The sequence below is a fragment of the Variovorax sp. RCC_210 genome (genome assembly GCF_041355175.1).
Taxonomy (GTDB): Bacteria; Pseudomonadota; Gammaproteobacteria; order Burkholderiales; family Burkholderiaceae_C; genus Variovorax.
In genome coordinates this window covers 57,221-83,765 of record NZ_JBFUPJ010000021.1, presented here as the reverse complement: position 1 = coordinate 83,765, position 26,545 = coordinate 57,221, and the positions used below count along the sequence as shown (strand labels likewise).

Below are 26,545 nucleotides of genomic sequence, written 5' to 3'. Positions count from 1 at the left end.
CATATATCGGAAGCAATGACACCAGCACGGGCCGTGCCAGAGAGGCAAGTGAGACAGACAGGCAGGCGAGGCAGGCGAGGGAGGCTCGGCCCGCCCGCGTCAGCCCCGCTGCGCCTTCAGCAGCACGTTGCGCAGCTCGTCGGGCTGCACCGGCTTGCGCAGCGCATGCCAGCCGCGCTCGGTGGCCAGCCGCTGGGTGGCCTCGTTGATGTCCGCCGAGATCAACGCGATGGCCAGCGAAGGCTTCTGCTGCTGCAGCCTTTCGGCCAGCGCGATGCCGTCGAGCGCCCCGGGCAGCCGGATGTCGCACAGCGCCGCGTCGAGCGCGCGCAGGTCGGCCAGCGCCAGCGCCTCGGCCGCGCTGGCGTACACGCGCGGCTGCACCTGCCATTGCCGCAGCAGCGCGCTGAGGCTGTCGGCCACCACGGTGTTGTCTTCGACCACCAGCACTGCCAGGCCCGGGCGCAGCGTGCGCGCGGCGTCGGGCCCGTCGATTGGCAGCGTGGGCGGTGCGAGCGCCGCCTGGGCTATGTCCCCACCGCCCGTGGCATCGGCGGGCGCCGGCAGTTCGAAGCTGAACACCGACCCCCGCCCCGGCGCCGAGCGCAGCGACACCTCGATGCCCAGCTGCGTCGCCAGCCGCCGCACGATCGCCAGGCCCAGCCCGTGGCCGCGCTGCAGGTTGCGCTCCACGTTGCCGACCTGCTCGAAGTCGTTGAACACGCGCGCCTGCGCGTCCGCCGCGATGCCGATGCCGCTGTCGCGCACCTCGACACGCCAGGCCGGGGCCTGGCCGGCCGCATCGCCGCGCCGGCGCGCGCGCACGGCCAGCAGCACCCGCCCGCGCGGCGTGAACTTGACGGCGTTGTCCACCAGGTTGGCCAGCACGCGGCGCAGCGACACGGTGTCGGTCCACACCACCGCGCCCGCCGGGCAGCGCACCCGTACCCGGCTTTCGCCCGCCTGGCGCGCCAGCTCGTGCAGCAGCGGCGCCAGCGCCACCGCCGTGGGCCGCAGCGGGTCGACCGCCGCCTCGATGCGGCCGATCTCGAGCAGCTGGTTGGTCAGCCCTTCGAGCGCCTGCTGCGCGCGCGCCAGCGAGCCCACCGTGTGCTGCACCGCCTGCATGTCCGCGCCGCCGTGCAGCTGCTGGCGCAGCACCTCGGCCTGCAGGCCGATGGCCATCACCGGCTGGCGCAGGTCGTGGTTGGCGGCCGAGAAAAAGCGCAGCCGCTCGGCCTGCGCCTGCTCGGAGGCGCGCAGGCCGGCCAGGGCCTGTTCGCGCAGCGTGCGCTCGTTGAGCCGCAGGCCGATGTTTTCCTCGAGCTGGCGCGAGCGCTCGGCCACCAGCTTCCACATCATGGCCGTCAGGCCGATGCCGATGACCGACACCGCGATCATCACCGGCGCGCCCAGCCACAGCCCGGTGACGATGATCGGCGCCAGCAGCAGCGTGATCGCCAGCTGCGTGGCCGGCGTGTAGAACGACACCGAGAAGGCCGACGACAGCGTCATGCCCATCACGATCAGCCCCAGCAGCAGCTGCAGGTCGGCCCGCTCGGGGTTGAACAGCAGCAGCCCGGCCAGCCCGTGGGCCAGCTCCCAGACGGCCGTGCGCAGCGTGTGCGTGCGCTGCGCCGCGCGCAGCGTCTGCGGGGAGAAGGGCTCCGGCAGGCGCTGGGGGAAGAAGCCGCGCATGAGCGTCACGCCGGTGATCAGCGCCATCCAGAGCAGCGCGCGCGGCAGCGAGTACTGCCAGGCGAACAACGCCGCCACCCCGCAGTTCAGCAGGTACTGCACCGCCAGCACCGGCCCGATGGGGCGGATCGACAGCCGCAGCACCTCGCACTGGATCTCGAAGCGGTCGCTGCCGCCGCCGACCACGGCCGGCGCAGTGGCGAGCCCGCTCGAAAGCACGCTGGACGAGGAGGGGGTGGAGTTCATCGGCGAATCGACTATATAGAGAAGGACTGTGACGCGGCGACAATGGAGTCCCCTGGTCGGGCTTCCCGATAGCGAAATTCCCGTGAACGATCTCTCCTTCTTCCTGCCTTGCGCCGCCGGCGTCGAGGAATTCCTTGCCCAGGAGGTGCACGCCCTGACGGGCCGCGCCGGGCAAGACCTGCTCACCCTGCGAGGCGGCGTGCGCGTGCGTGCCGACTGGCGCGACGCCCTCAAGCTCAACCTGCACAGCCGCCTCGCGCAGCGCGTGCTGGTCGAGCTGGCCCATGCGCCCTACCGCAACGAGAACGACCTGTACGCCATTGCCAACGGCGTGGCCTGGGAGATCTGGTTCACGCCCAAGCAGACCTTCAAGATCGAGACCACCGCCCAGCACAGCCCGCTGCAGAGCCTGAACTTCGCCACCCTGCGCATCAAGGACGCCATTGCCGACCGCTTTCGCGCCAAGGCCAACGGCGTGCGCCCGAGCATCGAGACCCAGTGGCCCGACTGCCGCGTGTTCGCCCACCTGACCACCGACACCTGCACGCTGTACATCGACACCTCGGGCGAGCCGCTGTTCAAGCGCGGCTGGCGCCAGGACAAGGGCGACGCCCCGCTGAAGGAAACCCTGGCCGCCGCCATGCTGGCCGCCAGCGGCTGGTGGAACCCCGAGGCCGGCACCGTGTCGGACCAGCCCCTGTACGACCCCTGCTGCGGCAGCGGCACCATCGCCATCGAGGCGGCGCAGATCGCGCGCGGCATCGCGGCCGGTTCGCTGCGGCGCTTCGGCTTCGAGAAGCTGCTGCCGTTCCAGCCGCATGTGTGGACGGCCATCAAGAACGAGGCTGAAAAGGCTGAGCGCGAGGCCGGCGTGGCCATCTTCGGTTCCGACGTGTCGCACCGCATGGTCGACTTTGCCGAGCGCAACGCCGAACGCGCCGGCGTGGCGCAGGCCATCGAGTTCCGCGGCGGCGACGCGCTGCAGCGCATGCCGCCCGCGGAGGGCGGCGTGATCATGCTCAACCCGCCGTACGGCGAGCGCATCGAGGTGGGCGGCGTGGCCGGCCCGGGGCGTTTCGGTGCGCGCGAATCGGCGCAGACATCGGCCAGTGATTCGTCAGAACGAGGAGAAGGCGGAGGTGGCGGCGACGGCGGCGAGTTCTTCCCGCAGCTCGCCACCCACTGGAAGAAGAACTACGCCGGCTGGACCGCCTGGGTGCTCACGCCCGACCTGAAGCTGCCCAAGCAGATGCGCCTGAAGGAGTCGCGCCGCGTGCCGATGTGGAACGGCCCCATCGAGTGCCGGCTGTTCCGCTTCGACATGGTCGCGGGCTCGGCGCGCAAGCCGGTCGCTTCCTAAGGCGTCCGGGGCGCCTGCGGTGGCTGAGGTGCTTGCGATGCATCCGGCACCGGCTGCTCCGCCGCTTCCTTCTGCTCCTTGCCGCTCACGCTGCACGCCGCGTTGATGGTGCGCCCCGCCAGGTCGCGCGGCGCGCCGGACAGCGTCATGGGCCGCACGTCGTCCGCCTCGAACACCCGCACCGCGATCGGCTCGCCCACGAAATCAGGGTGGCCGAAGTAGGTAGCGCTCACATAGCGCGCGTTGCGCGCCTCGCAGTCGACGTTCACGCGGGCGTTGAACGAGCGAAAGCGCAGGCCGTCCTTCGTGGTGCGCTCCTGCGCCAGGCTCAGGCGCAGGTTCACGATGCGGTGCGAGCCGTCGACCTGCACCGTGGTCGGGTCGACCTGCACGTAGCTGCTGGCCGCATCGCCGGGCGAGCCGGTGAGCGTCAGCCATTCGGCGCGCGCACCGGCCGAGGCCACCAGAGCAACCAGGGCGACGAGGACAGGGCAAGGCAGCGGAAGTCGTTTCATGAAAAGGGCGGCGGGACGGAAGCGGTACGCAAGAAGGACAAGGGTGCAGGGAATCAAGCAAGCGGGGAAAGGCAGGGCAAGACGGGCCGCGGCATTTTCCAGCCCCGAACCTACGCCAGGCTGACCTTGCCCCGCATGGTGCAACATCGAAGCATTCCCTCTCACATTCCATGACGTTGACAGAACCCGGCCCCGTCGTCATCGACACCAACATCGCGCTCGACCTGTTCGTGTTCGACAACCCCGATTGCGCACCGCTGGTGGCCGCGCTCGACGCCGGCCACCTGCGCTGGCTCGCGACCGCCCCCATGCGCACCGAGCTGGCGCGCGTGCTCGGCTATCCGCTCATCGTGAAGCGGCTCGCGCAGCGGCAGATGGCCGCCGCCAGCGTGCTCGAGGCCTTCGATGCGCGCGTGCACCTGCAGGCCGACACGCCCCCGCGTGCACCGTGCGTGTGCAAGGACCCCGACGACCAGGTCTTCATCGACCTGGCGGTGGCGCGGCGTGCCTTGCTCATCAGCAAGGACCAGCAGGTGCTCACCATGCGCAAACGTTTGGCGGCGCAAGGCGTGGTGGTGCAGGCGGTGTTCGCCGCGACATAGCCTTTCGACGCCGCGCGAAAAAAGCTTACTTCGCGACGGCATCGGTTCGGCTTCTAGACAGGCCGCGCCCTCGCGTCTACTGATCGGCAAATCACAGAGGGAGTTGCCGTGGTTCAGCTGTCTAGACAATGCCGGCAGGCGTGCATCGCGCCTGTTCCGGCGGCTTGCCGTGCGCGCATATCGACTGCTGTAGCCCGCATAGGGTCTGGCAATTGCATGGCCTCGCAACTATCGTCCGCCGCGCCGAAGTGGTTCACGCACACCGCTTGCGGGCTCGCGTGATGCGAGCCACGCCGACTTCGAAGACCACGACCCCACGACCGTCCGGAGCGCCCTTGGCGCCCCGCGCCGGTCGTTGGAAAACGCTTTCCGTCCTTCAAACAAAGTCATGCCGAGTTCACACCAGCGATCGCCACGCCAACTGTTGCCCGAGCTCGAAGTCGAGCTTGCCCGTTCCACCGAACTGGGTTACGAGCCGTCCGACGAAGTGGGCCTGGTGCGTTGCCTGGAACATGGTTTCCCCACGCCGCTGGCGCGCTGGCATTGCCACGAGGAGTACGAGCTGCACCTCATCGTGGCCACCTCGGGGCAGGCCTTCGTGGGCGACTGGATCGGGGCCTTCGAGCCCGGCCACCTGGTGCTGTGCGGCCCCAAGCTGCCGCACAACTGGATCTCGCTCGACGCACCACCCGAGGGCGTCGCGCAGCGCGACCTCGTCATCCAGTTCCTGCACGATCCCATCTTCGAGGCCGCGCAGCGCATTCCCGAGCTGCTCGAAGCGGTGCGCATGCTCGAGCGCGCGCGCTACGGCATCGAGTTCTTCGGCATGGCCGAATGCGCGCAGCAACATTGGCACCGTGTGAAGGATGCGCGCGGGCTGAAGCGCTTCAGCCTGTTCTGCGACTTTCTTGCCGACATCGCGCAATGCACCGACTACAGGCTGCTGTCGGGCATGCAGACCGACGGCGACAATCCGCTGGAGGCCATCAACGACATCGTCACGCGCATCGCCAACGACCCGTCGAAGGACGTGAGCGCAGCCGACATCGCCGCGGAGCTCGGCATGCATGCGGGGCGCTTCAGCAGGCTGTTCCGGCGTGCCACGGGCCACAGCTTTCTCAGCTACGTGAACCAGGTGCGCGTGAACAAGGCCTGCCTGCTGCTGATGCACAGCGACCGCTACGTCACCTCGATCTGCTACGACGTGGGCTTCAACAACGTGTCGAACTTCAACCGGCAGTTTCTCGAGATCAAGGGCGTGACGCCGACCGAATTCAGAAGGCAGAGCCAGCTGCGGTTCGAAGGCGCGACGGTTCCTGCAAGCCTCGAGTGACGGTTCGATGACGGTTCGATGACTGCTCGGCGAACCTTCAGCGAACGTTCAGTGAACTAAAGACTGCGAGTGTTTTGACAAGCGTGTCCTGAAAGTCAATTCGTATCGGCAATCGCAAAAAGTCTATCGAACGCGAGGCGAGTGCGTCCCTACGATCCGGGCTGTTTCTTTCAGCCACCTTTCAGGAACTTCTCTCATGCACATCCATCGCCTGACCCTGTTGAGCCGTCACGTTGCCTCGAAGATCAAGATCCGCGGACAAGGCATGACCGAGTACCTCGTGATCCTCGGCCTCATCGCCATCGCGGCCATCGCCGTGTTCAGCTTCTTCGGCCAGACCATGCGCAACCAGGTGGCCGGCATGGCGCAGGAAGTGGGCGGCAAGACCGGCACCGCAGAAGTGACCAAGGCCCAGACCGCAGCCGGCAAGGCCTCCACCAATGCCGACGTCAACATGAACATGAGCACCTACACCAAGGGCGGCGCGGACGGCGCGAAGTAAGCCGCCAAGCCAAGCAGCAAGTCCGCAAGACGCTCGCCCTCCACTGACCCGCAACGTCCAGTGAAAGCGCCGAACAGAGCCAGGCAAGCCGGCCAGGCGATCGTCTACATCGTTGCGCTGCTGCCCTTCGTCTTCATCAGCGTGCTGGTGGTCTACAACACCGCCGCCGCCACGCGCGAGAAGATGAAGCTGCAGAACACCGCGGACGCCACCACCTACAGCGCCAGCGTGCTCACCGCGCGCAGCCTGAACTACCTGGCCTACACCAACCGCGCGATGGCGGCCAACGAAGCGAGCATTGCCACGCTCGCGAGCGTGCAGACCTCGATGGCCGCGTTCATCACCAGCGCATCGAACATCCAGGAGGGCCTGGTGATCGCCAAGGCCTACCAGGGCATTCGCAACCTCGAGCGCAGCCGCACGCCCGTCGTCGGCCCCTTCTTCTTCCTGGCCTACCTGGCGAACGTGGGGCAGGCCCAGCGGCTGCAGCGCACGGCCGACCGCATCGCCGGTTTCGTCGAGCCCGTGTCCAAGCCGCTGCAGGTGGGCGTGGACGTGCTGCGCGTGCTCAACCAGGGCATCTCCGCCAGCCAGGTCGCGATGCTCGCGAGCACCGCGGCGCAACTGCCGCAGCTGATCGTCGACGTGCTCAAGGCCAACGACCCCGACGCCTCGGTGCCGCCGGGCGAAACCGCCATCCTCGCGACCAAGTTCGTGGCCGACCTGGGCCTGTACCTCAACACCTATCACCAGTCGGCCAGCGGCCCCTTCGACGCCGACGAATACAACGAGGTGCTGCGCTTCGCCCACGCGGCGCAGGCCACGCGCGACGACTGGACCAAGAAGCGCCGCTTCCTGCCCGACTGGGCCAGCTGGATCGGCTCGGGCCTGGCCAGCTCCATCAGCGGCATCGTGAGCCAGAGCCCCACGCCGGCGGGCTTCGGCGGGCTCGCGAGCGACGTGCTCGGCGGGCTGGTCGAATGGAAGGGCGGCACCGAGCTGGTGGCGGCCAACGGCATCGGCCGCGAGGAGGGGCGCATCCGCTGGCAGTCGGGCGACGCCATCGAGATCAAGCTGCCGCTCGCGCCGCTGTACACCGACTTCTTCGGCGGCCTGGGCGACACGCTGCGCGGGCGCTTCGGCCTGGGCGCGGGCGCGGCGGCGGCGGGCGGGCCCAACTACATGAGCAGCTGGGAGGGCCAGCGCCTCACGCTGCGCAGCTATGCGCGCGAGGCGCGCACCTACGGCGGCCTGAACGACGAGACCGGCGACACCGCCAACATGGTGCGCGGCTCGTTCCGCCGCGCCGCGGCCGACCGCGACGGCGACATCCTGCTGCTGCCCATGGCGGTGCTGATCTTCAACGCGAAGCTGCACTACGGGCCGCGCACCAGCATCGGCACCAACCTCACGCAGAACTGGTCGCTGCCGCGCTACGTGGACATTCGCGAGCATCCGCCGATGGAGGCGCACGGCTCCGACAACTGGATTGCCGAGCAGGCCTTCAAGGGCGCCAACCCGCTCAAGTGGGGCAAGAACACCGACAAGGGCCCGGCCCTTTCGCTGGTGGTGCAAAAGGGCGGCAACCTCGTTCGCACCGGCCAGACAGTGGGCTTCGGCGATGCCAGCCCCGACGGCCGCACCGGCCTGCGCGACCAGTTCGCGGGCCAGCAGATCAAGGCGCTGTCCACCGCGCAGGTGTACTTCCGCCGGCCGCAGGACCGCTGGGCGCGGCGCGATTTCTCGGCCGACGATCCGCCGCAGATCGGCAAGTACAACGTGGGCTTCGCGGGCGGCTACATCGAGCACCGCAGCCTGTTCAGCCCGTACTGGCACGCGCACAACATCGAGCCCTCGCTGTGGGCGCGCGCCGTCGCCATGGGCGGCGCGGTGCTCGGCGCCGAGGAGGACAACGGCGAATGACGCGCACCCCACGGCGATCGGCTTCGCGCGGGCATGCGCGCGGCCATGCCATGACCGAGACCCTGCTCATCGCGAGCTTCGCGGCGCTTGCGCTCGCGGCCATTCCGGCGCTGGGAGAGTACGGCGCCAAGCGGCTGCAGACCGTGTCCGCCGCGCGCCTGGTGGCGTGGCAGCGCACCGTGTGGATGCCCGAGGCCCACGGCATCAGCGCCGAAGACGCGACCGGCGCGTCGGGCGCGGTGAAGAAGACCGACGCCGAAGTCACGCGCGACCTGCGCCGCCACATCTTTCGCGACCGCTCCACCGACGGCGCCACGATCCATGCGGAAGACATCGCCGAGTTCGAGCCGCTGGAGCCGGCCATCGACAGGCGCACCACGCACGTGACCGCGTCGAGCACGGCGGTGGCGCTGCCGTCGCTGCTGAACGCCAGCGACGTGCTGTGGGACAAGGTGCGCATCGCGCAGAGCGCGCTGTCGGGCAACCTGGTGACGCAGTCGCTGGGCAAGTTCACCTTCGTGAGCAGCGGCTACATGCGCAACCAGGTCGACGTGATCCAGACCAACACGCGCTTCACGCTCATGCCGCAGATCGAGATGAGCGAGCAGGTGACCATGCTCACCGAGGCCTGGAACGCCGGCGGCACCAACCGCGAAGAAAAGAAGATCCAGGGCCTGGTGCCGCTGAAGCTCACCGACAGCGTGTTCTACCAGCAGCTGCGCGGCGGGCTGCATTCGGCGGCCTACCAGATCAGCCAGGTCTACCCGGCCTTCGCCAACTCCAACCTCACCTTCGGGCTCACGCCGGGCGACGCGCTGGAGAAGACGCCGCTCGACCGCTTCGAGCGCATGCCGGCCGCGGCAGGGGGCGGCGCGGCTGGTGCAGGTGGCGAGACCGGCGGCGGCGCCGATGCCGACGGCGGCAGCCCGAAGGACAGGTTCCGCTACTACCGCGCCTTTCCGCCCACGCCCGTGGTCAACACGCTGCCATGAGGCCGCGAGCGCCATCGCAGTGGTCATCGCGGCGCATGCGGGCGGCATTCGCGTGGCTGTGCCTTTGCATCGGCCTTGTCGCCGCCACGGCCGCCGGCGCGGCGCCGCAACGCGACTGGCCGGCCATTCCCTCGCCGCCCGACGCCAGCACCTTCTGGATCGCCGAGTACCTCGAGCAGAACACCGTGCCCATGCAGATCCGCGGCTTCGAGACGCGCGTGCCGCTGTCCGAGGTGGTGCGCTACTACGAGAAGTGGTTCGCCGACAAGAACGGCTACGGCGCCAGCGAGCTGGGCCCGGCGCGCGTGCTCGGCGCGCGCATGGGCGCCTACCAGGTCACGGTGCAGCTGTGGGCCACGCCCACGGGCGCCGGCGCGGGCATGGGCACAAAGGGCCGGCTGGTGGCGGCCGTGGTGTACGAGGACGTGCCCGACCCCGAGGCGCGCGCCGCGCGCATCGGCCGCGGCTTTCCGCGCCCGGCCGGCTCGCAGGTGATCTCCGACACGCTCTCCTTCGACCGAGGCCAGCGCAACCGCACCGTGATGGTCACCAACGGCGTGAGCGTGGAGACCAACGCGCTCTACCTGCGCGAGCAGATGATCCGCCTGGGCTGGACGCTGGTGCAGGACCGCACCATCGACGGCGGCCTGCGCTCGGGGCTGGTGTTTCGCCGCGCGCAGGAAGAGATGGTGGTCACCATCGCCCGGCGCGACACGGACTACATCGTCATCGCGAGCCAGACCTCGCCGGACACGGACGGGCAATAGCCGCCAGAGCCCGCACCATGCCACGCCACCGAAGCCTTCGCTCCCCGCATCGCCCTTGTCGGCGCCTCCAGCGCCGCCAGCGCGGCCAGGTCATCACCGAGTACGTCATCGTCGCCGGCATCCTCGCCGTGATGCTGTTCGCCACCTTCCCCGGCGCCGACCGTTCCGTCGTCGGGCTGCTGCTGAAGGCCTTTCGCGACGCCTGGGCGACCTACTCGTACACCCTTTCCTTTCCTCTCTAGCCAGGCATGAAACCATCTCCGGGATTTCTCAAGTTCAAGCAAAGCGTCAGAAGGCTGTCTCCCCTCATCGGCGCGCTGGTGCTCGGGCTGCTGGCCGCCGGCCTCGGCTGGTACTACCTGCGGGCCAGCGAGCGCGAGATCGCGGCCAGCCTGGAGAAGGACGCCGACAGCCAGCGCCGCGACGTGGTGGTGGCGCGCCAGGCGCTGAACGACGGCACCACCGTCATGCCCAGCATGGTGGCCAAGCGCTCGGTGCCCAACGAGTACGTGCACAACGACGCGCTCACGCCCGAGACCTTCGCGCAGTTCGCCGGGCGCCAGCTCACGGTGCCGGTGGCCGCGGGCAAGCCGCTGCTGGCCTCGTTCTTCTCCACGCCGCGCAAGGTGTTCGCGCAGGAAATCGAGCAGGGCGTGCGCGCCATCACCATTCCGGTGGACGAGATCAGCTCCATCTCGGGCATGCTGCGCGCGGGCGACCGCATCGACTTCATGTACGTGGTCGACAAGCCCGGCGCGGGCGAGCCCTCGGTGGTGGTGCCGCTGCTGCAGGACATCGAGGTGCGCGCCACCGGGCAGATCACCTCCGAGCAGTTCGCCTCGCTGCGCAAGCGCTCCGACGCCTCGGCCGAGACCGACCCCTACGAGCGCAACCGCTACTCCACCGTGACGGTGGCGATCCAGCCGCAGGACGCGCAGAAGCTCATCCTCGCGCAGCGCCTGGGCAAGATCGTCGCCACGCTGCGCAACCCCGAAGACCGCGCCACCATGCAGACGGGCGTGGACTCGGTCGACCTCGACGCCACCGTCGCGGGCTTCCGGCCGCAGCGTGCCGTGCGCGCGCCGCCGCCCTCGTTCGCGCCTTCGCGCCCGGGGGTGGAGTACATCGTCGGCGGCGCGGGCAACCGGGGTTCCGCGCCGGGTGCCGGCCTGGGCCTCGGCCAGATGCTGCCGCAGGGCGAGGCGCCGCTGCGCTGAGCCTGTTCACCGCGCTCGTGGTGCCTCTCATTTTTTGATCTCCTGAAGAAGTTCGATGAATCTCAAGCGATGCGGGTTGGCAGCGGTGACGCTGGTGGTGGCTTTCCAGGGCGTGGCGCACGGCCAGCGCATGGGTGGGGGCGTGGGCGTGGAGGGCATCACGGGCGGTGGTGTGTCCGGTGGTGCGTCTGGTGGTGCGTCCGGTAGCACTTTGGCCGCGCCGGGGGCCGCCATGGTTCCAGGCCCCGGCCCGTCGCCCGCCAGCGGCGGTGTCGAGCGCTCGCCCGGCATCCGCCCACCGCCACCGCCGCCGCCGGCCATCGACGCGGCCGAGCTGCAGCGCATCGCCGCGCGCGCCACCGTGCTGCAGGAGCTGCCGTCCAGCCTCACGCTCTACGTGGGGCAGATGGTGCTGGTGAAGATGCCGGGCGTGGCGCGCGTGGCCATCGGCAGCGGCAAGGTCATGGAGGCGCGCGTGCTCGACGGCGCCAACATGCTCATCACCGCGCAGGACGCGGGCGACAGCACGCTGCACGTGTGGGAGCGCAACGGCCGCGTGCGCAAGCTGCAGGTGCGGGTGAACGTGGTCGACCTCGACCGCATCGCCAGTGAGCTGCGCGAGATCACGCGCGGCATCTCGGGCGTGGGCATCCGCCGCATCGGCGAGCGCGTGATCCTGGACGGCAACAACCTCGACCCGGCCGCCGTGGAGCGGCTGAACACGGTGGCGCAGCTGTACGCGCCGGCCGTGGTGTCGCTGGCCACCGCCGACCGCATCCGCGTGGACCGCATGATCGACATCCAGGTGCGCATCGTGGAGTTCAGCAAGACCGCCTTGGACGACCTGGGCGTGCGCTGGCAGAGCTCGGGCGACGGCTTCAACTTCGGGCTGTTCTCGGACATCGCCTCCAGCGGCAGCTACCGCGTGCTGCCCGAGGGCTCGAGCTTCAACACCTCCACCCCCGAGGGCGCGGCGCTGCTCAGCCGCAACCGGCGCACGCCGGAGGCCTACTTCGGCATCGGCATGACGCTGTCCTCGCGCATCAACCTGCTGGTGCAGCGCGGCAACGCCTACCTGCTGGCCTCGCCCAACCTCTCCACGCGCAGCGGCGGCGAGGCCAAGTTCCTGGCCGGCGGCGAAATCCCGCTGCCCGCGCTGAGCACGCAGGGCGCGGGCTCGGTGGAGTTCAAGCCCTACGGCGTGCGGCTGAACATCAAGCCCATTGCCGACGGCGAGGGCAACATCTCGGGCAGCATCCTCACCGAGGTGAGCAGCATCGACCGCAGCGTGGCGGTGCAGGGCATTCCGGGCCTGCTGATCCGGCGCACCGACACCGAGTTCAACACCAAGGCCGGCGAGACCATCGTGCTGTCGGGCCTGCTGAGCCGCGAGTCGACGCGCGCCAGCGACGGCGTGCCGGGGCTGCGCAAGGCGCCGATCATCGGGCGCGCGTTTCGCGCCGACAACGACACCGACAAGGAACAGGAGGTGGTGGTGTTCATCACGCCGCGCGTGGTCGACCCGGCCTGGAGCCAGCCGCGCATCGAGCGCGCGCGCCAGATCGAGCAGGACGTGAACCGCAACTTCGGCACGCTCACCGAAGACCGCACCGACCCCGAAGGCCTGCGCCCGAAGCAGACCGACGTGCCGGCCACGCCCGACGCGGGTGGCGTGCCGGCGGGTGTTCCCGCGGGCACGCCCGGCCAGCCCGTGGCGCCCTGATTCGCGCGCCTGATTCGCGTCCCTGATCCGCATCCCTGAATTCCAACGCTGAAGCCCACACGCCATGCACAAGGTCTTCGTCAATTCCCCCCAGCAGGCGCTGCGCGAGGTTGCGCTGGACGTGGCCGAGCTGCAGGTCGGCAAGGACGCCGCCAGCCACATCGTGCTGTCGGGCTGGAACGTCGCCAAGCAGCACGCGCAGTTCGTGCTGCACGACGAAGAAGTGTTCGTGCAGGACCAGGGCAGCCTGTTCGGCACCTGGGTGGACGGCAACCGCGTCACGCGCTTCGGGCCGCTGAAGGGGGGAGAAGAAATCATCATCGGCGGCCACACGCTGGTGGTGTCCATCGATATCGCGCTGCGCCCCGCGGGCGCCGAGCCGCTCGACGCGGAGGAGGCCGCGCAGCTGCAGCTCGCGCCGCTGGCCGAAGACCCGCTGCTGCAGTGGCGCCGCTCGCTGCACCGCACGCTGCTGCAGCAGCTGGACAACCGCCGCATCGACACCGCGCAGATGAAGGACGAGGAGCTGCGCTCCAACATCCGTGCGCTGATCGCCGAGATCATCCGAGACACGCGCGAGCTGCCGCCCGAGCTCGACCGCGCGCTGCTGAGCCAGCAGCTGCTGGACGAGGCCATCGGCCTGGGCCCGCTGGAGGTGCTGCTGAAGGACGAGAGCGTGACCGAGGTGATGGTCAACCGCTTCGACGAGATCTGGATCGAGCGCTCCGGCCGGCTGGAGCGCACCAACGTGGCTTTCACCAGCAACATCGCGGTGCTGGGCGCCATCGAGCGCATCGTGACGCCGCTGGGCCGGCGCATCGACGAGAGCTCGCCGATGGTGGACGCGCGGCTGAAGGACGGCTCGCGCGTGAACGCCATCATTCCGCCGCTGGCGCTGCGCGGCCCGAGCGTGACGATCCGGAAGTTTCCGAAGAACCGCATGGGCCACGAGGGCATGATCCGCACCGGCTCGGTCACGCCGCAGATGGTGGAGTTCATGCGCATCGCGGTGGAAGAAAAGCTCAACATCATCGTCTCGGGCGGCACCGGCACCGGCAAGACGACGCTGCTGAACATGATGTCGAACTTCATCCCGCCCAACGAGCGCATCGTGACCATCGAGGACGCGGCCGAGCTCTCGCTGGGCCAGCCCAACCTGGTGTCGCTCGAATCGCGGCCGGCCAACATCGAGGGCAAGGGCGCCATCGCCATCCGCGACCTGGTGCGCAACTCGCTGCGCATGCGGCCCGACCGCATCGTGGTGGGCGAGTGCCGCGGCGGCGAGGCGCTGGACATGCTGCAGGCCATGAACACCGGCCACGACGGCTCGCTCACCACGCTGCACAGCAACTCGCCGCGCGACGCGGTGTCGCGCCTGGAGGTGCTGGTGACCATGGCGGGCATGAACATTCCGGTGGCGGCCATCCGCGAGCAGATCGCCTCGGCGGTGGACCTCATCGTGCAGCTCACGCGCTTTCCGTGCGGCAGCCGCAAGGTGACGCAGATCACCGAGCTCACCGGCTTTGCCGACGGCATGATCCAGATGCAGGACGTGTACATGTTCCGCAAGACCGGCGTGGACGCCGACTACAAGACGGTGGGCCACTTTGCCGCGGCCGGCACCGTGCCCGAGTTCTTCACGCGGCTGCAGGAGCACGGCCTGAAGCTGGACCTGGACTTCCTGTTCGGCGAGGCGGGCGCATGAAGACGCTGGTGCTCCTGGCCTCGGTGCTCAGCGGCATGGGCTTCATCACGCTGTGCGGCTACCTGCTGCTCAAGCGCTCGCCCGAGCTCACCGGCAAGATGATGCGCAAGCTGCAGGCCAGCGGGCGCCGCACGCTGAACCTGTCGGAGTTCCAGGCGCAGCACGCGGTGGCCTTCGCCTCGGGCCATGCGCTGCTGATCGCGCTGTGCGGCGCGCTGGGCTGGCTGGTCACGGGCAACCTCATCGGCGGCGTGGTGGCGGCGGTGGTGCTCTACCTGCTGCCCGCGCGCTGGTTCGCCTGGCAGCGCAAGAAGCGCAGGAAGCAGATCGAGTCGGAACTGCCCGATGCGCTGCTGTTCATTGCCAGCGCGCTGCGCGCGGGCAGCGCGCTGTCGGTGGCGCTGCAGGTGCTGGTGCGCGACCAGGTGGGGCCGCTGGGGCAGGAGTTCGGCCTGGTGCTCAAGGAGCAGCGCCTGGGCGTGAGCTTCGACGACGCCATCCAGAAGATGTCGCAGCGCCTGGGCATTCCCGACTTCGTGCTGGTGGTGGTGGCGCTGCGCGTGTCGAAGGAGGTGGGCGGCAACCTGTCGGAGCCGCTGCAGGTGCTGGCCGAGACGCTGCGGCGCAAGGCGATTCTTGAAGGGCGCATCCAGGCGCTCACGGCGCAGGGGCGCATCCAGGGGCTGGTGATGACGCTGTTTCCGGTGTTCCTGGGCGGCGTGCTCTACCTGATGCAGCCGAGCATGGGAATGCTGTTCAGCACCACCATCGGCTGGGTGGTGCTCACGGTGACCGGCATCATGCTGCTGCTGGGCTACCTGATGATCCGCAAGATCGTCGCCATCGACATCTGACGGGCAAGGAGACGCACGATGCGATCGCTGATATTGCTGGCCATCATCTTCCTGTGCGCGACCACGGGCGTGATCCTGCTGCTGTACATGATCTCGCTGATCCGCAAGGCGCGGCCTTCGGAGCGCACGCACATGGACCCGCTGCCGCCCATGCTGCGCGTGGTGTGGCCGGTGGTGAACATCCTGCAGTTCCACGCCTCCGAAATCGCGCCCACCTCGATGCTGGTCAAGCGCAAGCGGCAGCTGCAGCTTTCGGGGCTGGAGTTCGTGCTGAAGGCGGAGGAGTTCATCGCGGTGCAGATCGTGTCGCTCATCGTGGTGGCCGCGCTGGGGCTGTGGACGGCGGGGCTGCTCGACGCGCACGCGGGCACCAAGGTGTGGGTCACGCTGTGCTGCTGCCTGCTGGGCTGGTACTACCCGGTGCTGTGGATGCGCGACCGCCGCAAGCGCCGCGAGAAGGACATCCTGCGCACGCTGCCGGGCTACCTCGACATGATCACGCTGTGCTGCCAGGCCGGCCTGAGCCTCACCGGCGCCATCGCGCAGGCGGTGCAGAAGGGCCCCGGCGGCGCGCTGGGGCAGGAGTTCGACCGCATGATGCGCGAGATGCGCACCGGCGCGAGCCGCATGGACGCGCTCAACGCCATGGCCGATCGGCTGGACAACCGGCACATCAAGAGCCTGGTGTCCAACCTCACGCAGGCCGAGTCGCTGGGCGCGAGCCTGGCCGACACGCTGGCCGCCATTTCGGACCAGCGGCGCACCGAGCGCTTCCAGCAGGCCGAGAAGCTGGCCATGGAGGCGCCGGTGAAGATGATCGGGCCGCTGGTGATCTTCATCTTTCCGGTGACCTTCATCATCATCTTCTTCCCGCTGGTGATGCAGTTCCTGGAAACGCAGCGCTGACGCGCCGCCGCCGTACCGCATGCGCATCGTCTCCCTTCGCACCGCCCACACGCAGGCCCCGTTCGGCCCGGTGCGCGTGGCCGAGCGCGGCTGGGACCGCACGCGCGGGCTGCTCGGGCGGCCGCGCATCAGCGGCAGCGAGGGGCTGCTCATCACGCGCTGCAGCTCGGTGCACACGGTGGGCATGCGCTACGCCATCGACGTCGTCTTCCTGGACCGCCACGGCTGCGTGGCGCGCGTGGTCGAGGGGCTGAACCCGATGCGCATGGCCATCTGCCTGGGCGCGGCCAGCGTGCTGGAGCTGGCCGCGGGCCAGGCACGCCGGCTGGCCCTGCGCCCGGGGCTGCAGCTGATGGGCTGGTGAAGCCGAACGATCCGAAGGAGAGAACCCATGCGAACCCGTCGAACCCGTCGAACCATTCGCCAGACCATGCAGCGCCGCGCCCAGCACGGCGTGTCGATGACCGAGACGCTGGTCGCGCTGCCCGTCATCATCCTGTTCGTGATGTGCGTGGTGCAGTGCGGCCTCATCTACCGCGCCAAGCTCACGCTGGAGTACGCGGCGCACGAGGCCGCGCGCGCGGGCTCGCTGAACAACGGCATGCCGCTGCCCTTCATCTTCCGCGTCGGCAACTCGGGCGTGCCGGGGCTGGGCACGCTGGGCAGCGCCGCGCTGGAAACGCTCACCAACGTGCTCACGCGCGGCAGCGTGTGGCAGGGGCTGGTGAAGGGCATGATGCCGCTGTACGTGAACGACACCAGCGTGGGCGGCATGTTCACCGGCTGGGCCGCCACCAACAAGGACATGATCGAGTCGGCCTGCATCGAGTACCTGAACCCGACGCAGACCACCTTCATCGACTGGTCCTTCATCGAGAACTTCGGCGAGAACCGCTGGATCCTGCAGATACCCAACGACACCATGCGCTACCGCAAGCCGCTCGCCTACGACTACAAGGCCAAGGCCCTGGGCACGGCCGCGGGCATCAACGACCCCACGCCGCCCGACGCCGAGCTGCGCGGCAACACCTCGAACAAGACGCTGGGCGAGACCAACGTGCTGCACCTGCGCGTGCACTACGGCTACCGGCTGGGCATTCCGGTGGCCAACAAGATCATCATCAAGGCGCTGCAGGGCTACCAGTACGTGGGCGAGGCGTGGTTCAAGCTGCTGTCCACCGACGGCACCACCGCGCCGGCGAGCGACTTCAGGCTGAACCAGCTGGACACCTACTACCTGGCCAACGGCAAGATCCCGCTGTCGGCCGAGGGGGTGGTGGGCATGGAGTCGCCGATGTACTGGCACCCCTTCTATTCGTTCGGCCCCAAGGCCGACCGCGCCATCGGCCTGCAGTGGGACCCGGCGTGGAACGACAACATCGGCACCAACGTGCTTGAGGCACCGGGCGACGCCATGACCAACGTGGCCGCCTTCGTGCGCAACAACAGCACCGAGTGGGCCTCGCAGCTGCTGGCGCGCGGCCTCGACGGGCTGGCCGGCAAGGTGGGCGACGGCAACGCCTTCTGCCCCGCCATCTGGGACGGCTCGGTGAAGGGGCAGCTCGACAAGGTGCCGAACCCGGGCGCCGGGGCGGCAGGCGCGGGAGGATGAGCGGGAGGATGGAGAACGCCCCGGCCCACGCCAGTGCCAGTGCCCGCGCATCGATGCTCTGCGCGTCGACCATCTTCGTCTCGGCCTTCCTGCTGTTCCTGGTGCAGCCGCTGATCGCGCGGCAGATCCTGCCGTGGTTCGGCGGCTCGGCCGCGGTGTGGACGCTGTGCCTGGTGTTCTTCCAGGTGGTGCTGCTGGCGGGCTACTTCTATGCCGACCAGCTTTCCCGCCGGCCGCTGCGCACGCAGGCCGTGGTGCACGCGGTGCTGCTGCTGGCCGCCTGCGCGATGCTGCCGGTGATTCCCGACGCGGCGTTCAAGCCGGGCGGGCAGGGCGACCCGGCCACGGGCGTGCTCGCGGTGCTGGCCGCCACCGTCGGCCTGCCGTACCTGGCCGTGTGCACCACCGGGCCGCTGGTGCAGAGCTGGGTGGCGCGGCTGCATGCGCACGACGCGCCGCGGCAAGCGCGCGTGTACCGGCTGTTCGCGCTGTCGAACGTGGCGGCGCTGGTGGCGCTGGTGGCGCTGGTGGTGTATCCCTTCGTGCTGGAGCCGGCGTTCGCGCTGCATGCGCAGGCGGTGGCGTGGTCGGTGGGGTTCGCGCTGTTCGCAGTGCTGGCGATGGCGTCGGTGCTGTCGGTGGCGCGGTGGCAGCAGGCGCAGCAGGCGAAAGAGGCGCAACACGGGCAAGGCGACACGGCCACGATGGTTGCCGCACCGGTCGAGCCGAAGGCGCCCGCGCAGCCACCGTCGTGGGCCGACCACGCGCTGTGGCTGGTGCTCTCCGCGCTGGGCACCGTGGCGCTGCTGTCGGTGTCGACCTTCATCACGCAGGACGTGGCCTCCGTGCCCATGCTGTGGATCGTGCCGCTCGCGCTGTACCTGCTGTCCTTCGTGCTGTGCTTCGACAGCGGCTTCTGGTATCGGCGCCGCGTGTTCTGGCCGGCGGTCCTGCTGCTCACGCCGGTGATGGGCTGGTACCTGAACACGCCGCAGCGCTCGCTGCCGATCGCGGCGGCCATCGCGCTGTACTGCGCGGGGCTGTTCGCCATCTGCATGTTCGCCAACGGCGAGCTCGCGCGCGCCCGGCCCGACGCGGCGCGGCTCACGCGCTTCTATCTGATGATCGCGCTCGGCGGCGCGCTGGGCGGGCTGTTTGCCGGCGTGGTCGCGCCGCACGCGTTCAACGGCTACTGGGAGCTGCCCGCCAGCCTGGCGGTGCCGGGGCTGCTCATGCTGTGGCTCACGCGGGCGCGCCAGCAATGGGTGTGGCTGGTGTTCGCGCTCGCCGTCGTGGTGGGCTTCGCGGCGTGGCTGCGGCTGGCATCGGTCGCGGTGTCGCTGCCGGTGTTCTATGCCATGGTGGGGGCGCATGCCTGCTTCGCGGCCGGCTATACCGCGTGGCGCGCGCGGTCGTGGGCGGTGGGGGCGGGGCTGCTGGGGGCGCTGGTGTCGGTCGCCGTGGCCTGGCTCACCGTGTCGAACGTGCGCGAGGCCGACAACCGCACCCTGCTGCGCGAGCGCAATTTCTACGGCGCCCTGCGCGTGGAGCAGTACGGCGTGCCGGGCGCGCTCACCTCGTACCGCCGGCTGATGAACGGCGTGATCTCGCACGGCGAGCAGGTCACCGGCGCCACCCACCGTCGCCTGCCGAGCACCTACTACGGCCCGAAGTCGGGCGCAGGCGTGGCGTTGACGACCAACCGCGGCGACGCGCAACGCATCGGCGTGATCGGTCTGGGCGTGGGCACGCTCGCGGCCTACGGGCGCGCGGGCGACACGGTGCGCTTCTACGAAATCAACCCGCTGGTGACGGCGGCCGCGCGCTCGCACTTCACCTACCTGGCCGATTCGGTGGCCCAGGTCGAGGTGGTGCCGGGCGATGCGCGGCTGCTGTTGCAGCAGGAGCTGGATGCGCAAGCCGGTCAAGCCGATCAAGCCGATCAAGCAGCCCAGGACGCCCGGCGCTTCGACGTGCTGGTGGTCGACGCGTTCTCCGGCGACGCCATTCCCATGCACCTGATGACGCGCGAGGCGCTCGCGCTCTACCGCAGGCACCTGAAGCCGACCGGCGTGATCGCGTTCCACATCAGCAACCGCCACCTCGACCTGGCGCCTGTGGTGAAGCGGCTGGCCGACGACGCGGGCATGCAGGCGGTGCGCATCCGCTTCGAGCCCGAGCGCGGCAACCCGACGCTGGAGCACACCTCCGACTACGTGCTGCTGACGCAGGACGCGCGCTTTCTGGCGGACCCGGTGGTGCGGGAGCGCGGTGAGCCTGTCAGCGCGGCGGGCGCCGCGCTGTGGACGGACGACCACAGCGACTTGCTGGGCGTGCTGAAGTGGGAATGAAGCGCGGCTGATGGCGGCTGATGGCGGCTGATGGCGGCTGACTGCGGCTCACCGCGGTTCACCGCGACTATCGCCAGCCAGCGCGCGGGCTCCTAGGCCTGCGGCGCCAGGTGCCACTGCCCCAGCAGGCGCGCCACGGCGCGCACGCGCTGCGTGTCGCGGCCCCAGCGGCGGCTCGCGGGCAGCTTCTGCGCCCACTTCATGCGCCGCGCGGCATTGGCGATGCGCTCGCGCACCTCGTTGTTCACGCCGGCCAGCGCCGCGTGCCAGTGCTGCCCGGCGGCCTGCGGGGCCGCGGCCTCCAGCATCATGGCCGTCGAATGCAGGTAGCTCAGCCAGTCGCGCGCCTGGCATTCGGCCAGCGTCATCACCTCGGCGGGGTCGTCCTCGAAGTCGATGTAGCCGATGGTGCCGTCGGGGCACTGCACCAGGTTGCGGTCGAATGCCTGGCTCAGGTGCTGGCCGCGCACGTGCACCGCGGCAATGGCGGCCAGGCCCTCGCGCCACACGGCCAGCAGCGCGGCGGGGCCGGCGGCGGCGGCCTGGTCGAGCCGCTCCTGCAGCACCACGGTCGCGCGGCCGCTTTCGCCCAGGTCTGAAATGAGCAGGCCGTCCGGCTGCTGCGCCAGCACCACCGGCACGCGCAGGCCGGCGGCCGCGAGCTGCTTGAGCCGCCGCGCCTCGGTGGCGATGGCGGCCTCGCCGCCGGGGTTGGGCACGGGCTTGATGATGTCCAGCCGCACCATGCGCGCCACGGCGGCCATCACGCGGTAGCCCCACTTGCCGTGCCGGGGGCCGGCCTTTTTGAGCCACACGCGTTCGCTGCCGAAGCGGTGGCTGGCCACGTTCTTCTCCTGCCGGGGCAGGGTGACGCGCAGGAACTCGGCGTAGTCGCCCGCAGCGGGCGCGCGCGCAAGCGCGTCGAGCGGCGCGGGCGCCGAAGCAGCGCCCTTGCGCGATTGCAGGCGCCCGTTGGCGCCTCGTTTCAAAGGACTCATCAGGTCGATACCTTCGCACTCCGTGCTGCGGCGCGAGCTTGCCTGGGGCGGCCCGGCGCAGCGCTCATGCTGCCATTGCAAAGCCCGACACCAGCCCCTGCGGGCCCTGCGTGACGGGCTGGAAACTCTCCGCGCTGGCCAGCGGCCAGTAGGTGCGAAAGACATTGTGCTGCGCGTCGAGCGCGCCGAGCAGGGCGCCCGGCTGCACCTGCATCACCAGGTTGCTCAGCAGGCGCACCTCGGTGTCGGAGATGCGGCGCACGATGTGGTGCGCGGTGATCTGCTGCGGATGGTCCAGGCCCGCGGCCTGCACCAGCTCCTGCAGCGCATGCAGCGTGCTGCGGTGAAAGTTGCGCACCCGGTCGGCCTTGGTGGGCACCACCAGCGCCTGCTGGCGCAGCGGGTCCTGCGTGGTCACGCCGGTGGGGCAGTGGCCGGTGTGGCAGCTCTGCGCCTGGATGCAGCCCAGCGCCATCATGAAGCCGCGCGCCGCATTGCACCAGTCGGCGCCCAGCGCCATCATGCGGGCCACGTCGAAGGCGGTGATCACCTTGGCCGCGCAGCCGATCTTGATGCGGTGGCGCAGGTTGACGCCCACCAGCGTGTTGTGCACCAGCAGCAGGCCCTCCTGCAGGGGCGCGCCCACGTGGTCGCTGAACTCGACCGGCGCCGCGCCGGTGCCGCCCTCGGCGCCGTCCACCACGATGAAGTCGGGCGTGATGCCGGTGGCCTGCATGGCCTTGACGATGCCGAACCACTCCCACGGGTGGCCCAGGCAGAACTTGAAGCCGGTCGGCTTGCCGCCCGACAGCTCGCGCAGCCTGGCGATGAAATGCATCATCTCCGTCGGCGTGGAGAACGCGCTGTGCGACGAGGGCGAGATGCAGTCCACCCCCACCGGCACGCCGCGCGCCGCGGCGATCTCGGGCGTGACCTTGGGCGCGGGCAGCACGCCGCCGTGTCCGGGCTTGGCGCCCTGGCTGAGCTTGAGCTCGATCATCTTCACCTGTGGGTCGCGCGCGTTGGCGGTGAAGCGCTCTTCGCTGAAGCTGCCGTCGTCGTTGCGGCAGCCGAAGTAGCCCGAGCCGATTTCCCAGATCAGGTCGCCGCCGTGCACGCGGTGGTGCTGCGAGATGGAGCCTTCGCCGGTGTCGTGCGCGAAGCCGCCCATCTTGGCGCCCTGGTTGAGCGCCAGGATGGCGTTGGCCGACAGCGCGCCGAAGCTCATGGCCGAGATGTTGAACACGCTGGCGTTGTACGGCTGCGTGCAGGGGTGGTGGCCCCCGTCCTGCTGGGGCGTGCCGCCGATGACGATGCGGAAGTCGTGGTTCGCGAGCTGGGTGGGCTGCATCGAGTGGTTGATCCACTCGTAGCCGGCGATGGTCACGTTCAGCTGGGTGCCGAAGGGGCGGTTGTCGGGCTCGCCCTTGGCGCGCTGGTACACCAGCGAGCGCTGGGCGCGCGAGAAGGGCGCGGCCTCGGAGTCGCTCTCGATGAAGTACTGCCGCATTTCCGGCCGGATGAACTCCAGCAGGAAGCGCAGGTGCCCGATGACCGGGTAGTTGCGCAGGATGGCGTGGCGGGCCTGCCGCAGGTCGTGGATGCCGGTGCCCGTGAGCACCGCGAACACCACCACGCCGATCCAGGCGAGCCACAGGTGCGGCGACACGAGCACGAAGGCGATGCAGGCCAGCAAACCGACGACGCACACGGCGAAGGCGCTGTAGCGCGCCGGAAACGGAATAATCGTGGGCATAGATATAGGGGCGACCGAAGCCTGCTGCATCATAGAGGGCTGCCCCGAACTTGCCATGACGACCATTCCCGACCCCCAAACGGCCCTTGAAGCCACCCCACCCGCCCAGACCCCGCTCGGCCCCGACGATTTCGACGCGCTCGACCAGGCCCTGGACGCCATGCGCGAGCACGACGAGGAAATTCCCCAGTGGGAGTTCTGCGAAGGCTTCATGGCCGCGCTGATCTGCACGCGCCGCCCCATCCTCCCGTCCGAATACTGGCCCGTGCTGCTGGGCGACAGCTTCTCGTCCGCGCAGCACATGGAGTTCGTCTGGAACTGGAAGCGCCGCTGGATCGAGATCGAGGAGGGCCTGGACGCGCCCGTCGAAACGCTCGACGACGAGCGCAGCTGGCAACCCGAGGTGCTCGACACCCGCGGCGCCATCGCCTCGCTGCCCGAGGAAGAGCGTGCCGAGGTCGCCGGCGAGGCGATTCCGTCGTTCGCGCAGGTGTGGGCGCTGGGCTTCATGTACGCGGTGGAAAACTGGCCCGAAGACTGGGCCACCCCGCGCGACAAGGAAGCCGCCCAGATGCTGGACGACGCGCTGGACAACATCGTCGCCCTCACCGAGGACGACAACGCCAAGCCCACGCTGTCGATGTACAGCGACGACGCCCCGCCCAGCGTGAGCCAGCAGCGCCTGGACGACTTCGGCGCCGCCATCTGGGCCGTGTACGACCTGCGCCAGCTCTGGAAGAGCCTGGGCCCGAAGGTCGAGACGATCCGCAAGGAGGCCGAGCCGGGCCGCAACGACCCCTGCCCCTGCGGCAGCGGCAAGAAGTACAAGAAGTGCCACGGGGCCTGACACAGGACCCGGTGCCGTGGCCGACCGCGAACCGCTGACGCCCCGGGCCGCCTGGGTGATGGTGCTGGCGCTGTGCGCCGGGGTCGCGCTCAGCCAGGCCTTTCGCACGGTGGGCGCCATCATGGCGAGCCCGCTGCAGGCCGACTTCCACCTGTCCGCCCAGGCCCTGGGCATCTTCTCGGGCGCCTTCCACTTCGCGTTCGGCGCCATGCAGCTGTTCATGGGCATCGGCATCGACCTGCACGGCGTGCGGCGCACCGTGCTGGTGGCGTTTCCGGTGGCCATTGCCGGCGCGCTGCTGTCGTCGGTGTCGTCCAGCTACCTCATGCTGGTGGCCGGGCAGGCGCTGATCGGCATCGGCTGCGCGCCGGCCTTCCTGGTGTGCACCGTGTTCATCGCGCGGCACTTTCCGGCGGCGCGCTTCGCCACTGTGTCGGGCATGGTGCTGGCCATCGGCGGCCTGGGCATGCTGGTGACCGGCACGCCGCTCGCCTGGCTGGTGCAGGCGTACTCGTGGCGCGCGGGCTTCGTGGTGCTGGCCGTGGCCGCGGCGCTGGCCTGGCTGGCCATCTGGCACTGGGTGCACGAGCCGGCCTCGGCGGTGCCGCAAAACAGGGAATCCATTCCCGATGCCATCCGCCAGTTCGGCGCGCTGTTCGCCATGCCGCACACGCTGGGCATCGTGGTGCTCGGTGCCGTGACGTATGCCGCCTTCATCTCGCTGCGCGGCCTGTGGCTGGGCCCGCTCATGATGGAGCGCCACGGCTACTCGCTGGTGCAGAGCGGCAACGTGGCGCTGGCGGTGTCGGTCATTTCGCTGTTCGGCGCGCCGCTGTTCGGCCGGCTGGACCGCGACGGCGCGGGGCGCCGCCGCTGGATCGTGGTCTGCGCGCTGGGCTACGCGGCGCTGTTCGCGCTCATCGCCGTGCTGCACTCGGCCTGGCTCGACATCGCCGGCATGGTGCTCATCGGCGTGCTCTCGGGCTTCATCGTGTGGCAGTACGCCGACGTGCGCGGCGCCTACCCGGCCACGCTCACCGGCCGCGCGATGGCGGTGTTCACCATGGCCATGTTCCTCGGCGTGGCGCTGATGCAGTGGGGCACCGGCGTGGCCGCCTCGGTGGCCGCGGCGCACGGCGCAGACCCGCTCACGGCCGTGCTGGGCACCATCGCCGCGCTGCTGGTGGCGGGCGTCGCGGCCTTCGCGTGGCTGCCCGCGCCGAAGGCCGAATCGGCCGGGGATTCCGTCAGATCTTGAAGGCGCGCTGGATGTCCGGGCGAACCAGGTCGGCGTACTCGCGGTGCTTGCGGATGTACCCCGCGATGAACTGGCACACCGGAATCACATGCAGCCCCTTGGCGCGGGCCTCGTCCAGCACATGCTTCGCGATGCCCGAGCCCACGCCCTTGCCTTCGTGTTCGGGCAGCACCTCGGTGTGCGTGAACATGATCGCGTCGGTCAGCAGGTTGTACTCGGCATAGGCCGCGAGCTTGCCGTTCAGCGCGGCTTCGTAGCGGTGCTGGGCTTCGTTGTTCGAAAAGGCGAGGTCGGTGTTGCTCATGGTTGGCGTGCAAGGTAGTTGGCAAGATTGGCGGCGGCCGTGGCGCGCACCTTCTTGCGCAGCATCGGGCTCCAGCCCAGCAGCAGGCCCGGCGCGCCGAGCGCCTGGCGCGACCAGGTCCAGAACGCGAAGCTGTCGCGGTGCGTGGCGATGAGGCCGTCGGGCGTGAAGGTGAAGCGCGCGTCGATGCTGTTGTCCACCAGGCGCCCGGTGGCGCTGAAGCGGTAGTGCGCGTCCCAGTGGGCGCTGCCGGAGGTGTCGTCGGCCTTCACGTCGCGCCAGGTCAGGCGCCACACGTCGGCGCCCTTGGCCTGCGTGGCCGAGGCCAGCATGCGCCACATGCCGCCCACCTCGCGCCGCCCGCGCAGCGAGAAGGCCTCGTCGTCGAATTGCGCGTCGCTGGCGTAGCAGGCCTGCATGGTGGCGGCGTCGAGCTTGGCGAACGCGCTGTAGAAGCGCTCGATGGTCTGGGCGTTGGTGGCTGCGGTCATGAGGCCTCTTGGTTGAAAAAAATCGGGGGTCAGCGGCCGAGCAGCCCGACCAGCGTCTGCAGCGCGTGCCGCACCGTGGCCGCGCGCACCGTGGCGCGGTCGCCGTCGAAGCGGCGGCGCTCGGTGCGCACGCTGCCGTCGACCGACCAGCCGAACCACACCGTGCCCACCGGCTTGTCGGGCGTGCCGCCGGTGGGGCCGGCCACGCCGGTCACGGCCAGGGACACGCGCGCGGGCACCGACCGGGCGACGGCGCCCGTGGCCATGGCGCGCGCCACCGGCTCGCTGACCGCGCCGTTCGCGGCGATCACGGCCGCGTCCACGCCCAGCAGCGCGGTCTTGGCTTCGTTCGAATAGGTGATGAAGCCGCGCTCGTACCAGGCGCTGGAGCCGGCCAGCTCGGTGCAGGCGGCGCCGATGAGGCCGCCGGTGCAGCTCTCGGCGGTGGCGAGCATCCAGCCCTTGTGCTGCAGCAGGCCGGCCAGCGTCGCCACGAGCGCCGGTGTATCCAGGTCGGCGAGGTCCGTGAGGTTGCTGAGCTCGGCCGGGGCCGGCTGCGTCGAAGAAGAAAGCGAAGAGTCCATC

25 protein-coding genes are annotated in these 26,545 nt (G+C 69.8%); 18 read left to right on the top strand and 7 right to left on the bottom strand.

Annotated features, from left to right (window positions below; all coding sequences use genetic code 11):
* Window positions 1–99: 99 nt before the first annotated feature.
* Window positions 100–1,944: an ATP-binding protein gene (locus AB6807_RS36225; protein WP_371088354.1), complete on the bottom strand. Its 1,845-nt coding sequence runs from the start codon at window positions 1,942–1,944 to the stop codon at window positions 100–102.
* 82 nt (window positions 1,945–2,026) lie between these two features.
* Between AB6807_RS36225 and AB6807_RS36220 the strand changes: the two genes are divergently transcribed.
* Window positions 2,027–3,304 (top strand): class I SAM-dependent RNA methyltransferase, encoded by a 1,278-nt coding sequence (locus AB6807_RS36220; RefSeq protein WP_371088353.1) that lies wholly within the window; start codon window positions 2,027–2,029, stop codon window positions 3,302–3,304.
* Here AB6807_RS36220 and AB6807_RS36215 read toward each other — a convergent pair.
* Window positions 3,301–3,819 carry a surface-adhesin E family protein gene (locus AB6807_RS36215; RefSeq protein WP_371088352.1) on the bottom strand — a complete coding sequence of 173 codons (519 nt, stop codon included), beginning with the start codon at window positions 3,817–3,819 and terminating at the stop codon, window positions 3,301–3,303. The two genes, AB6807_RS36220 and AB6807_RS36215, sit on opposite strands and share 4 nt — an antisense overlap.
* A 170-nt stretch (window positions 3,820–3,989) precedes the next feature.
* On the opposite strand from AB6807_RS36215, the gene AB6807_RS36210 reads away from it, so the two are divergent.
* From AB6807_RS36210 to AB6807_RS36140, 15 genes are all read left to right on the top strand, one after another.
* On the top strand, window positions 3,990–4,421 hold the full coding sequence (locus AB6807_RS36210) for a putative toxin-antitoxin system toxin component, PIN family (protein ID WP_116912402.1): 432 nt from the start codon (window positions 3,990–3,992) through the stop codon (window positions 4,419–4,421).
* A 388-nt stretch (window positions 4,422–4,809) separates the two neighbouring features.
* On the top strand, window positions 4,810–5,754 hold the full coding sequence (locus AB6807_RS36205; RefSeq protein ID WP_116912401.1) for an AraC family transcriptional regulator: 945 nt from the start codon (window positions 4,810–4,812) through the stop codon (window positions 5,752–5,754).
* A gap of 196 nt (window positions 5,755–5,950) precedes the next feature.
* A complete protein-coding gene (locus AB6807_RS36200) occupies window positions 5,951–6,256 on the top strand; it encodes a Flp family type IVb pilin (protein WP_116912400.1) in 306 nt (101 codons plus the stop codon).
* Between the two features lie 60 nt (window positions 6,257–6,316).
* Complete coding sequence (locus AB6807_RS36195; protein WP_116912399.1) at window positions 6,317–8,179, top strand: pilus assembly protein TadG-related protein; 1,863 nt, start codon at window positions 6,317–6,319, stop codon at window positions 8,177–8,179.
* Window positions 8,176–9,171, top strand: a complete 996-nt coding sequence (locus AB6807_RS36190; RefSeq protein ID WP_371088351.1) for a hypothetical protein — start codon at window positions 8,176–8,178, stop codon at window positions 9,169–9,171. The genes AB6807_RS36195 and AB6807_RS36190 overlap by 4 nt, the downstream gene beginning before the upstream one ends.
* Window positions 9,172–9,206: 35 nt before the next feature.
* Window positions 9,207–9,938: a hypothetical protein gene (locus tag AB6807_RS36185; protein WP_286517157.1), complete on the top strand. Its 732-nt coding sequence runs from the start codon at window positions 9,207–9,209 to the stop codon at window positions 9,936–9,938.
* A 17-nt stretch (window positions 9,939–9,955) separates the two neighbouring features.
* Window positions 9,956–10,180, top strand: a complete 225-nt coding sequence (locus tag AB6807_RS36180; RefSeq protein ID WP_371088350.1) for a hypothetical protein — start codon at window positions 9,956–9,958, stop codon at window positions 10,178–10,180.
* 6 nt (window positions 10,181–10,186) lie between these two features.
* On the top strand, window positions 10,187–11,155 hold the full coding sequence (gene cpaB / locus AB6807_RS36175) for a Flp pilus assembly protein CpaB (protein ID WP_116912396.1): 969 nt from the start codon (window positions 10,187–10,189) through the stop codon (window positions 11,153–11,155).
* Window positions 11,156–11,210: 55 nt separating this feature from the next.
* Window positions 11,211–12,878, top strand: a complete 1,668-nt coding sequence (locus AB6807_RS36170; RefSeq protein ID WP_371088349.1) for a type II and III secretion system protein family protein — start codon at window positions 11,211–11,213, stop codon at window positions 12,876–12,878.
* A 64-nt stretch (window positions 12,879–12,942) separates the two neighbouring features.
* Window positions 12,943–14,583: an ATPase, T2SS/T4P/T4SS family gene (locus AB6807_RS36165; protein WP_286517161.1), complete on the top strand. Its 1,641-nt coding sequence runs from the start codon at window positions 12,943–12,945 to the stop codon at window positions 14,581–14,583.
* The gene (locus AB6807_RS36160) at window positions 14,580–15,437 is read left to right on the top strand and encodes a type II secretion system F family protein (RefSeq protein WP_116912393.1); all 858 of its coding nucleotides are present in this window, start codon (window positions 14,580–14,582) and stop codon (window positions 15,435–15,437) included. Before AB6807_RS36165 ends, AB6807_RS36160 begins: the two co-directional genes overlap by 4 nt.
* Window positions 15,438–15,455: 18 nt before the next feature.
* Window positions 15,456–16,343, top strand: coding sequence for a type II secretion system F family protein (locus tag AB6807_RS36155; RefSeq protein WP_116912392.1), 888 nt, complete (start codon window positions 15,456–15,458; stop codon window positions 16,341–16,343).
* Between the two features lie 19 nt (window positions 16,344–16,362).
* Window positions 16,363–16,707, top strand: coding sequence for a DUF192 domain-containing protein (locus AB6807_RS36150; RefSeq protein ID WP_371088348.1), 345 nt, complete (start codon window positions 16,363–16,365; stop codon window positions 16,705–16,707).
* A gap of 27 nt (window positions 16,708–16,734) precedes the next feature.
* Window positions 16,735–17,955, top strand: a complete 1,221-nt coding sequence (locus AB6807_RS36145) for a TadE/TadG family type IV pilus assembly protein (protein WP_371088347.1) — start codon at window positions 16,735–16,737, stop codon at window positions 17,953–17,955.
* A gap of 8 nt (window positions 17,956–17,963) precedes the next feature.
* Window positions 17,964–20,306, top strand: coding sequence for a spermidine synthase (locus AB6807_RS36140; RefSeq protein WP_371088346.1), 2,343 nt, complete (start codon window positions 17,964–17,966; stop codon window positions 20,304–20,306).
* A 92-nt stretch (window positions 20,307–20,398) separates the two neighbouring features.
* Here the strand turns inward: AB6807_RS36140 and AB6807_RS36135 are convergent, their stop codons facing one another.
* Both AB6807_RS36135 and AB6807_RS36130 read right to left on the bottom strand, forming a co-directional pair.
* Window positions 20,399–21,304 carry a hypothetical protein gene (locus AB6807_RS36135; protein ID WP_371088345.1) on the bottom strand — a complete coding sequence of 302 codons (906 nt, stop codon included), beginning with the start codon at window positions 21,302–21,304 and terminating at the stop codon, window positions 20,399–20,401.
* Between the two features lie 64 nt (window positions 21,305–21,368).
* Complete coding sequence (locus tag AB6807_RS36130) at window positions 21,369–23,060, bottom strand: FMN-binding glutamate synthase family protein (protein ID WP_116912387.1); 1,692 nt, start codon at window positions 23,058–23,060, stop codon at window positions 21,369–21,371.
* A gap of 55 nt (window positions 23,061–23,115) precedes the next feature.
* Between AB6807_RS36130 and AB6807_RS36125 the strand changes: the two genes are divergently transcribed.
* Window positions 23,116–23,907, top strand: a complete 792-nt coding sequence (locus tag AB6807_RS36125) for a UPF0149 family protein (protein WP_371088344.1) — start codon at window positions 23,116–23,118, stop codon at window positions 23,905–23,907.
* A 58-nt stretch (window positions 23,908–23,965) separates the two neighbouring features.
* The gene (locus AB6807_RS36120) at window positions 23,966–25,165 is read left to right on the top strand and encodes an MFS transporter (RefSeq protein WP_371088394.1); all 1,200 of its coding nucleotides are present in this window, start codon (window positions 23,966–23,968) and stop codon (window positions 25,163–25,165) included.
* On the opposite strand, the gene AB6807_RS36115 is transcribed toward AB6807_RS36120, so the two are convergent.
* The 3 genes from AB6807_RS36115 to AB6807_RS36105 are packed head-to-tail and all read right to left on the bottom strand — an operon-like array spanning window position 25,155 to window position 26,544.
* Window positions 25,155–25,469, bottom strand: coding sequence for a GNAT family N-acetyltransferase (locus tag AB6807_RS36115; RefSeq protein ID WP_371088343.1), 315 nt, complete (start codon window positions 25,467–25,469; stop codon window positions 25,155–25,157). The two genes, AB6807_RS36120 and AB6807_RS36115, sit on opposite strands and share 11 nt — an antisense overlap.
* Window positions 25,466–25,960, bottom strand: a complete 495-nt coding sequence (locus AB6807_RS36110; protein WP_116912384.1) for a nuclear transport factor 2 family protein — start codon at window positions 25,958–25,960, stop codon at window positions 25,466–25,468. Before AB6807_RS36110 ends, AB6807_RS36115 begins: the two co-directional genes overlap by 4 nt.
* 29 nt (window positions 25,961–25,989) lie before the next feature.
* On the bottom strand, window positions 25,990–26,544 hold the full coding sequence (locus AB6807_RS36105; protein ID WP_371088342.1) for a CinA family protein: 555 nt from the start codon (window positions 26,542–26,544) through the stop codon (window positions 25,990–25,992).
* Window position 26,545 lies beyond the last annotated feature (1 nt).

Bases quoted from the DNA above. Each gene is read 5' to 3' on its own strand.
- AB6807_RS36225 (WP_371088354.1), bottom strand. From the start codon at position 1,944: ATGAACTCCACCCCCTCCTCGTCCAGCGTGCTTTCGAGCGGGCTCGCC.
- AB6807_RS36215 (WP_371088352.1), bottom strand. From the start codon at position 3,819: ATGAAACGACTTCCGCTGCCTTGCCCTGTCCTCGTCGCCCTGGTTGCT.
- AB6807_RS36210 (WP_116912402.1), top strand. From the start codon at position 3,990: ATGACGTTGACAGAACCCGGCCCCGTCGTCATCGACACCAACATCGCG.
- AB6807_RS36205 (WP_116912401.1), top strand. From the start codon at position 4,810: ATGCCGAGTTCACACCAGCGATCGCCACGCCAACTGTTGCCCGAGCTC.
- AB6807_RS36200 (WP_116912400.1), top strand. From the start codon at position 5,951: ATGCACATCCATCGCCTGACCCTGTTGAGCCGTCACGTTGCCTCGAAG.
- AB6807_RS36190 (WP_371088351.1), top strand. From the start codon at position 8,176: ATGACGCGCACCCCACGGCGATCGGCTTCGCGCGGGCATGCGCGCGGC.
- AB6807_RS36185 (WP_286517157.1), top strand. From the start codon at position 9,207: ATGCGGGCGGCATTCGCGTGGCTGTGCCTTTGCATCGGCCTTGTCGCC.
- AB6807_RS36180 (WP_371088350.1), top strand. From the start codon at position 9,956: ATGCCACGCCACCGAAGCCTTCGCTCCCCGCATCGCCCTTGTCGGCGC.
- cpaB (WP_116912396.1), top strand. From the start codon at position 10,187: ATGAAACCATCTCCGGGATTTCTCAAGTTCAAGCAAAGCGTCAGAAGG.
- AB6807_RS36170 (WP_371088349.1), top strand. From the start codon at position 11,211: ATGAATCTCAAGCGATGCGGGTTGGCAGCGGTGACGCTGGTGGTGGCT.
- AB6807_RS36165 (WP_286517161.1), top strand. From the start codon at position 12,943: ATGCACAAGGTCTTCGTCAATTCCCCCCAGCAGGCGCTGCGCGAGGTT.
- AB6807_RS36160 (WP_116912393.1), top strand. From the start codon at position 14,580: ATGAAGACGCTGGTGCTCCTGGCCTCGGTGCTCAGCGGCATGGGCTTC.
- AB6807_RS36155 (WP_116912392.1), top strand. From the start codon at position 15,456: ATGCGATCGCTGATATTGCTGGCCATCATCTTCCTGTGCGCGACCACG.
- AB6807_RS36150 (WP_371088348.1), top strand. From the start codon at position 16,363: ATGCGCATCGTCTCCCTTCGCACCGCCCACACGCAGGCCCCGTTCGGC.
- AB6807_RS36145 (WP_371088347.1), top strand. From the start codon at position 16,735: ATGCGAACCCGTCGAACCCGTCGAACCATTCGCCAGACCATGCAGCGC.
- AB6807_RS36140 (WP_371088346.1), top strand. From the start codon at position 17,964: ATGGAGAACGCCCCGGCCCACGCCAGTGCCAGTGCCCGCGCATCGATG.
- AB6807_RS36135 (WP_371088345.1), bottom strand. From the start codon at position 21,304: ATGAGTCCTTTGAAACGAGGCGCCAACGGGCGCCTGCAATCGCGCAAG.
- AB6807_RS36130 (WP_116912387.1), bottom strand. From the start codon at position 23,060: ATGCCCACGATTATTCCGTTTCCGGCGCGCTACAGCGCCTTCGCCGTG.
- AB6807_RS36125 (WP_371088344.1), top strand. From the start codon at position 23,116: ATGACGACCATTCCCGACCCCCAAACGGCCCTTGAAGCCACCCCACCC.
- AB6807_RS36120 (WP_371088394.1), top strand. From the start codon at position 23,966: ATGGTGCTGGCGCTGTGCGCCGGGGTCGCGCTCAGCCAGGCCTTTCGC.
- AB6807_RS36115 (WP_371088343.1), bottom strand. From the start codon at position 25,469: ATGAGCAACACCGACCTCGCCTTTTCGAACAACGAAGCCCAGCACCGC.
- AB6807_RS36110 (WP_116912384.1), bottom strand. From the start codon at position 25,960: ATGACCGCAGCCACCAACGCCCAGACCATCGAGCGCTTCTACAGCGCG.
- AB6807_RS36105 (WP_371088342.1), bottom strand. From the start codon at position 26,544: ATGGACTCTTCGCTTTCTTCTTCGACGCAGCCGGCCCCGGCCGAGCTC.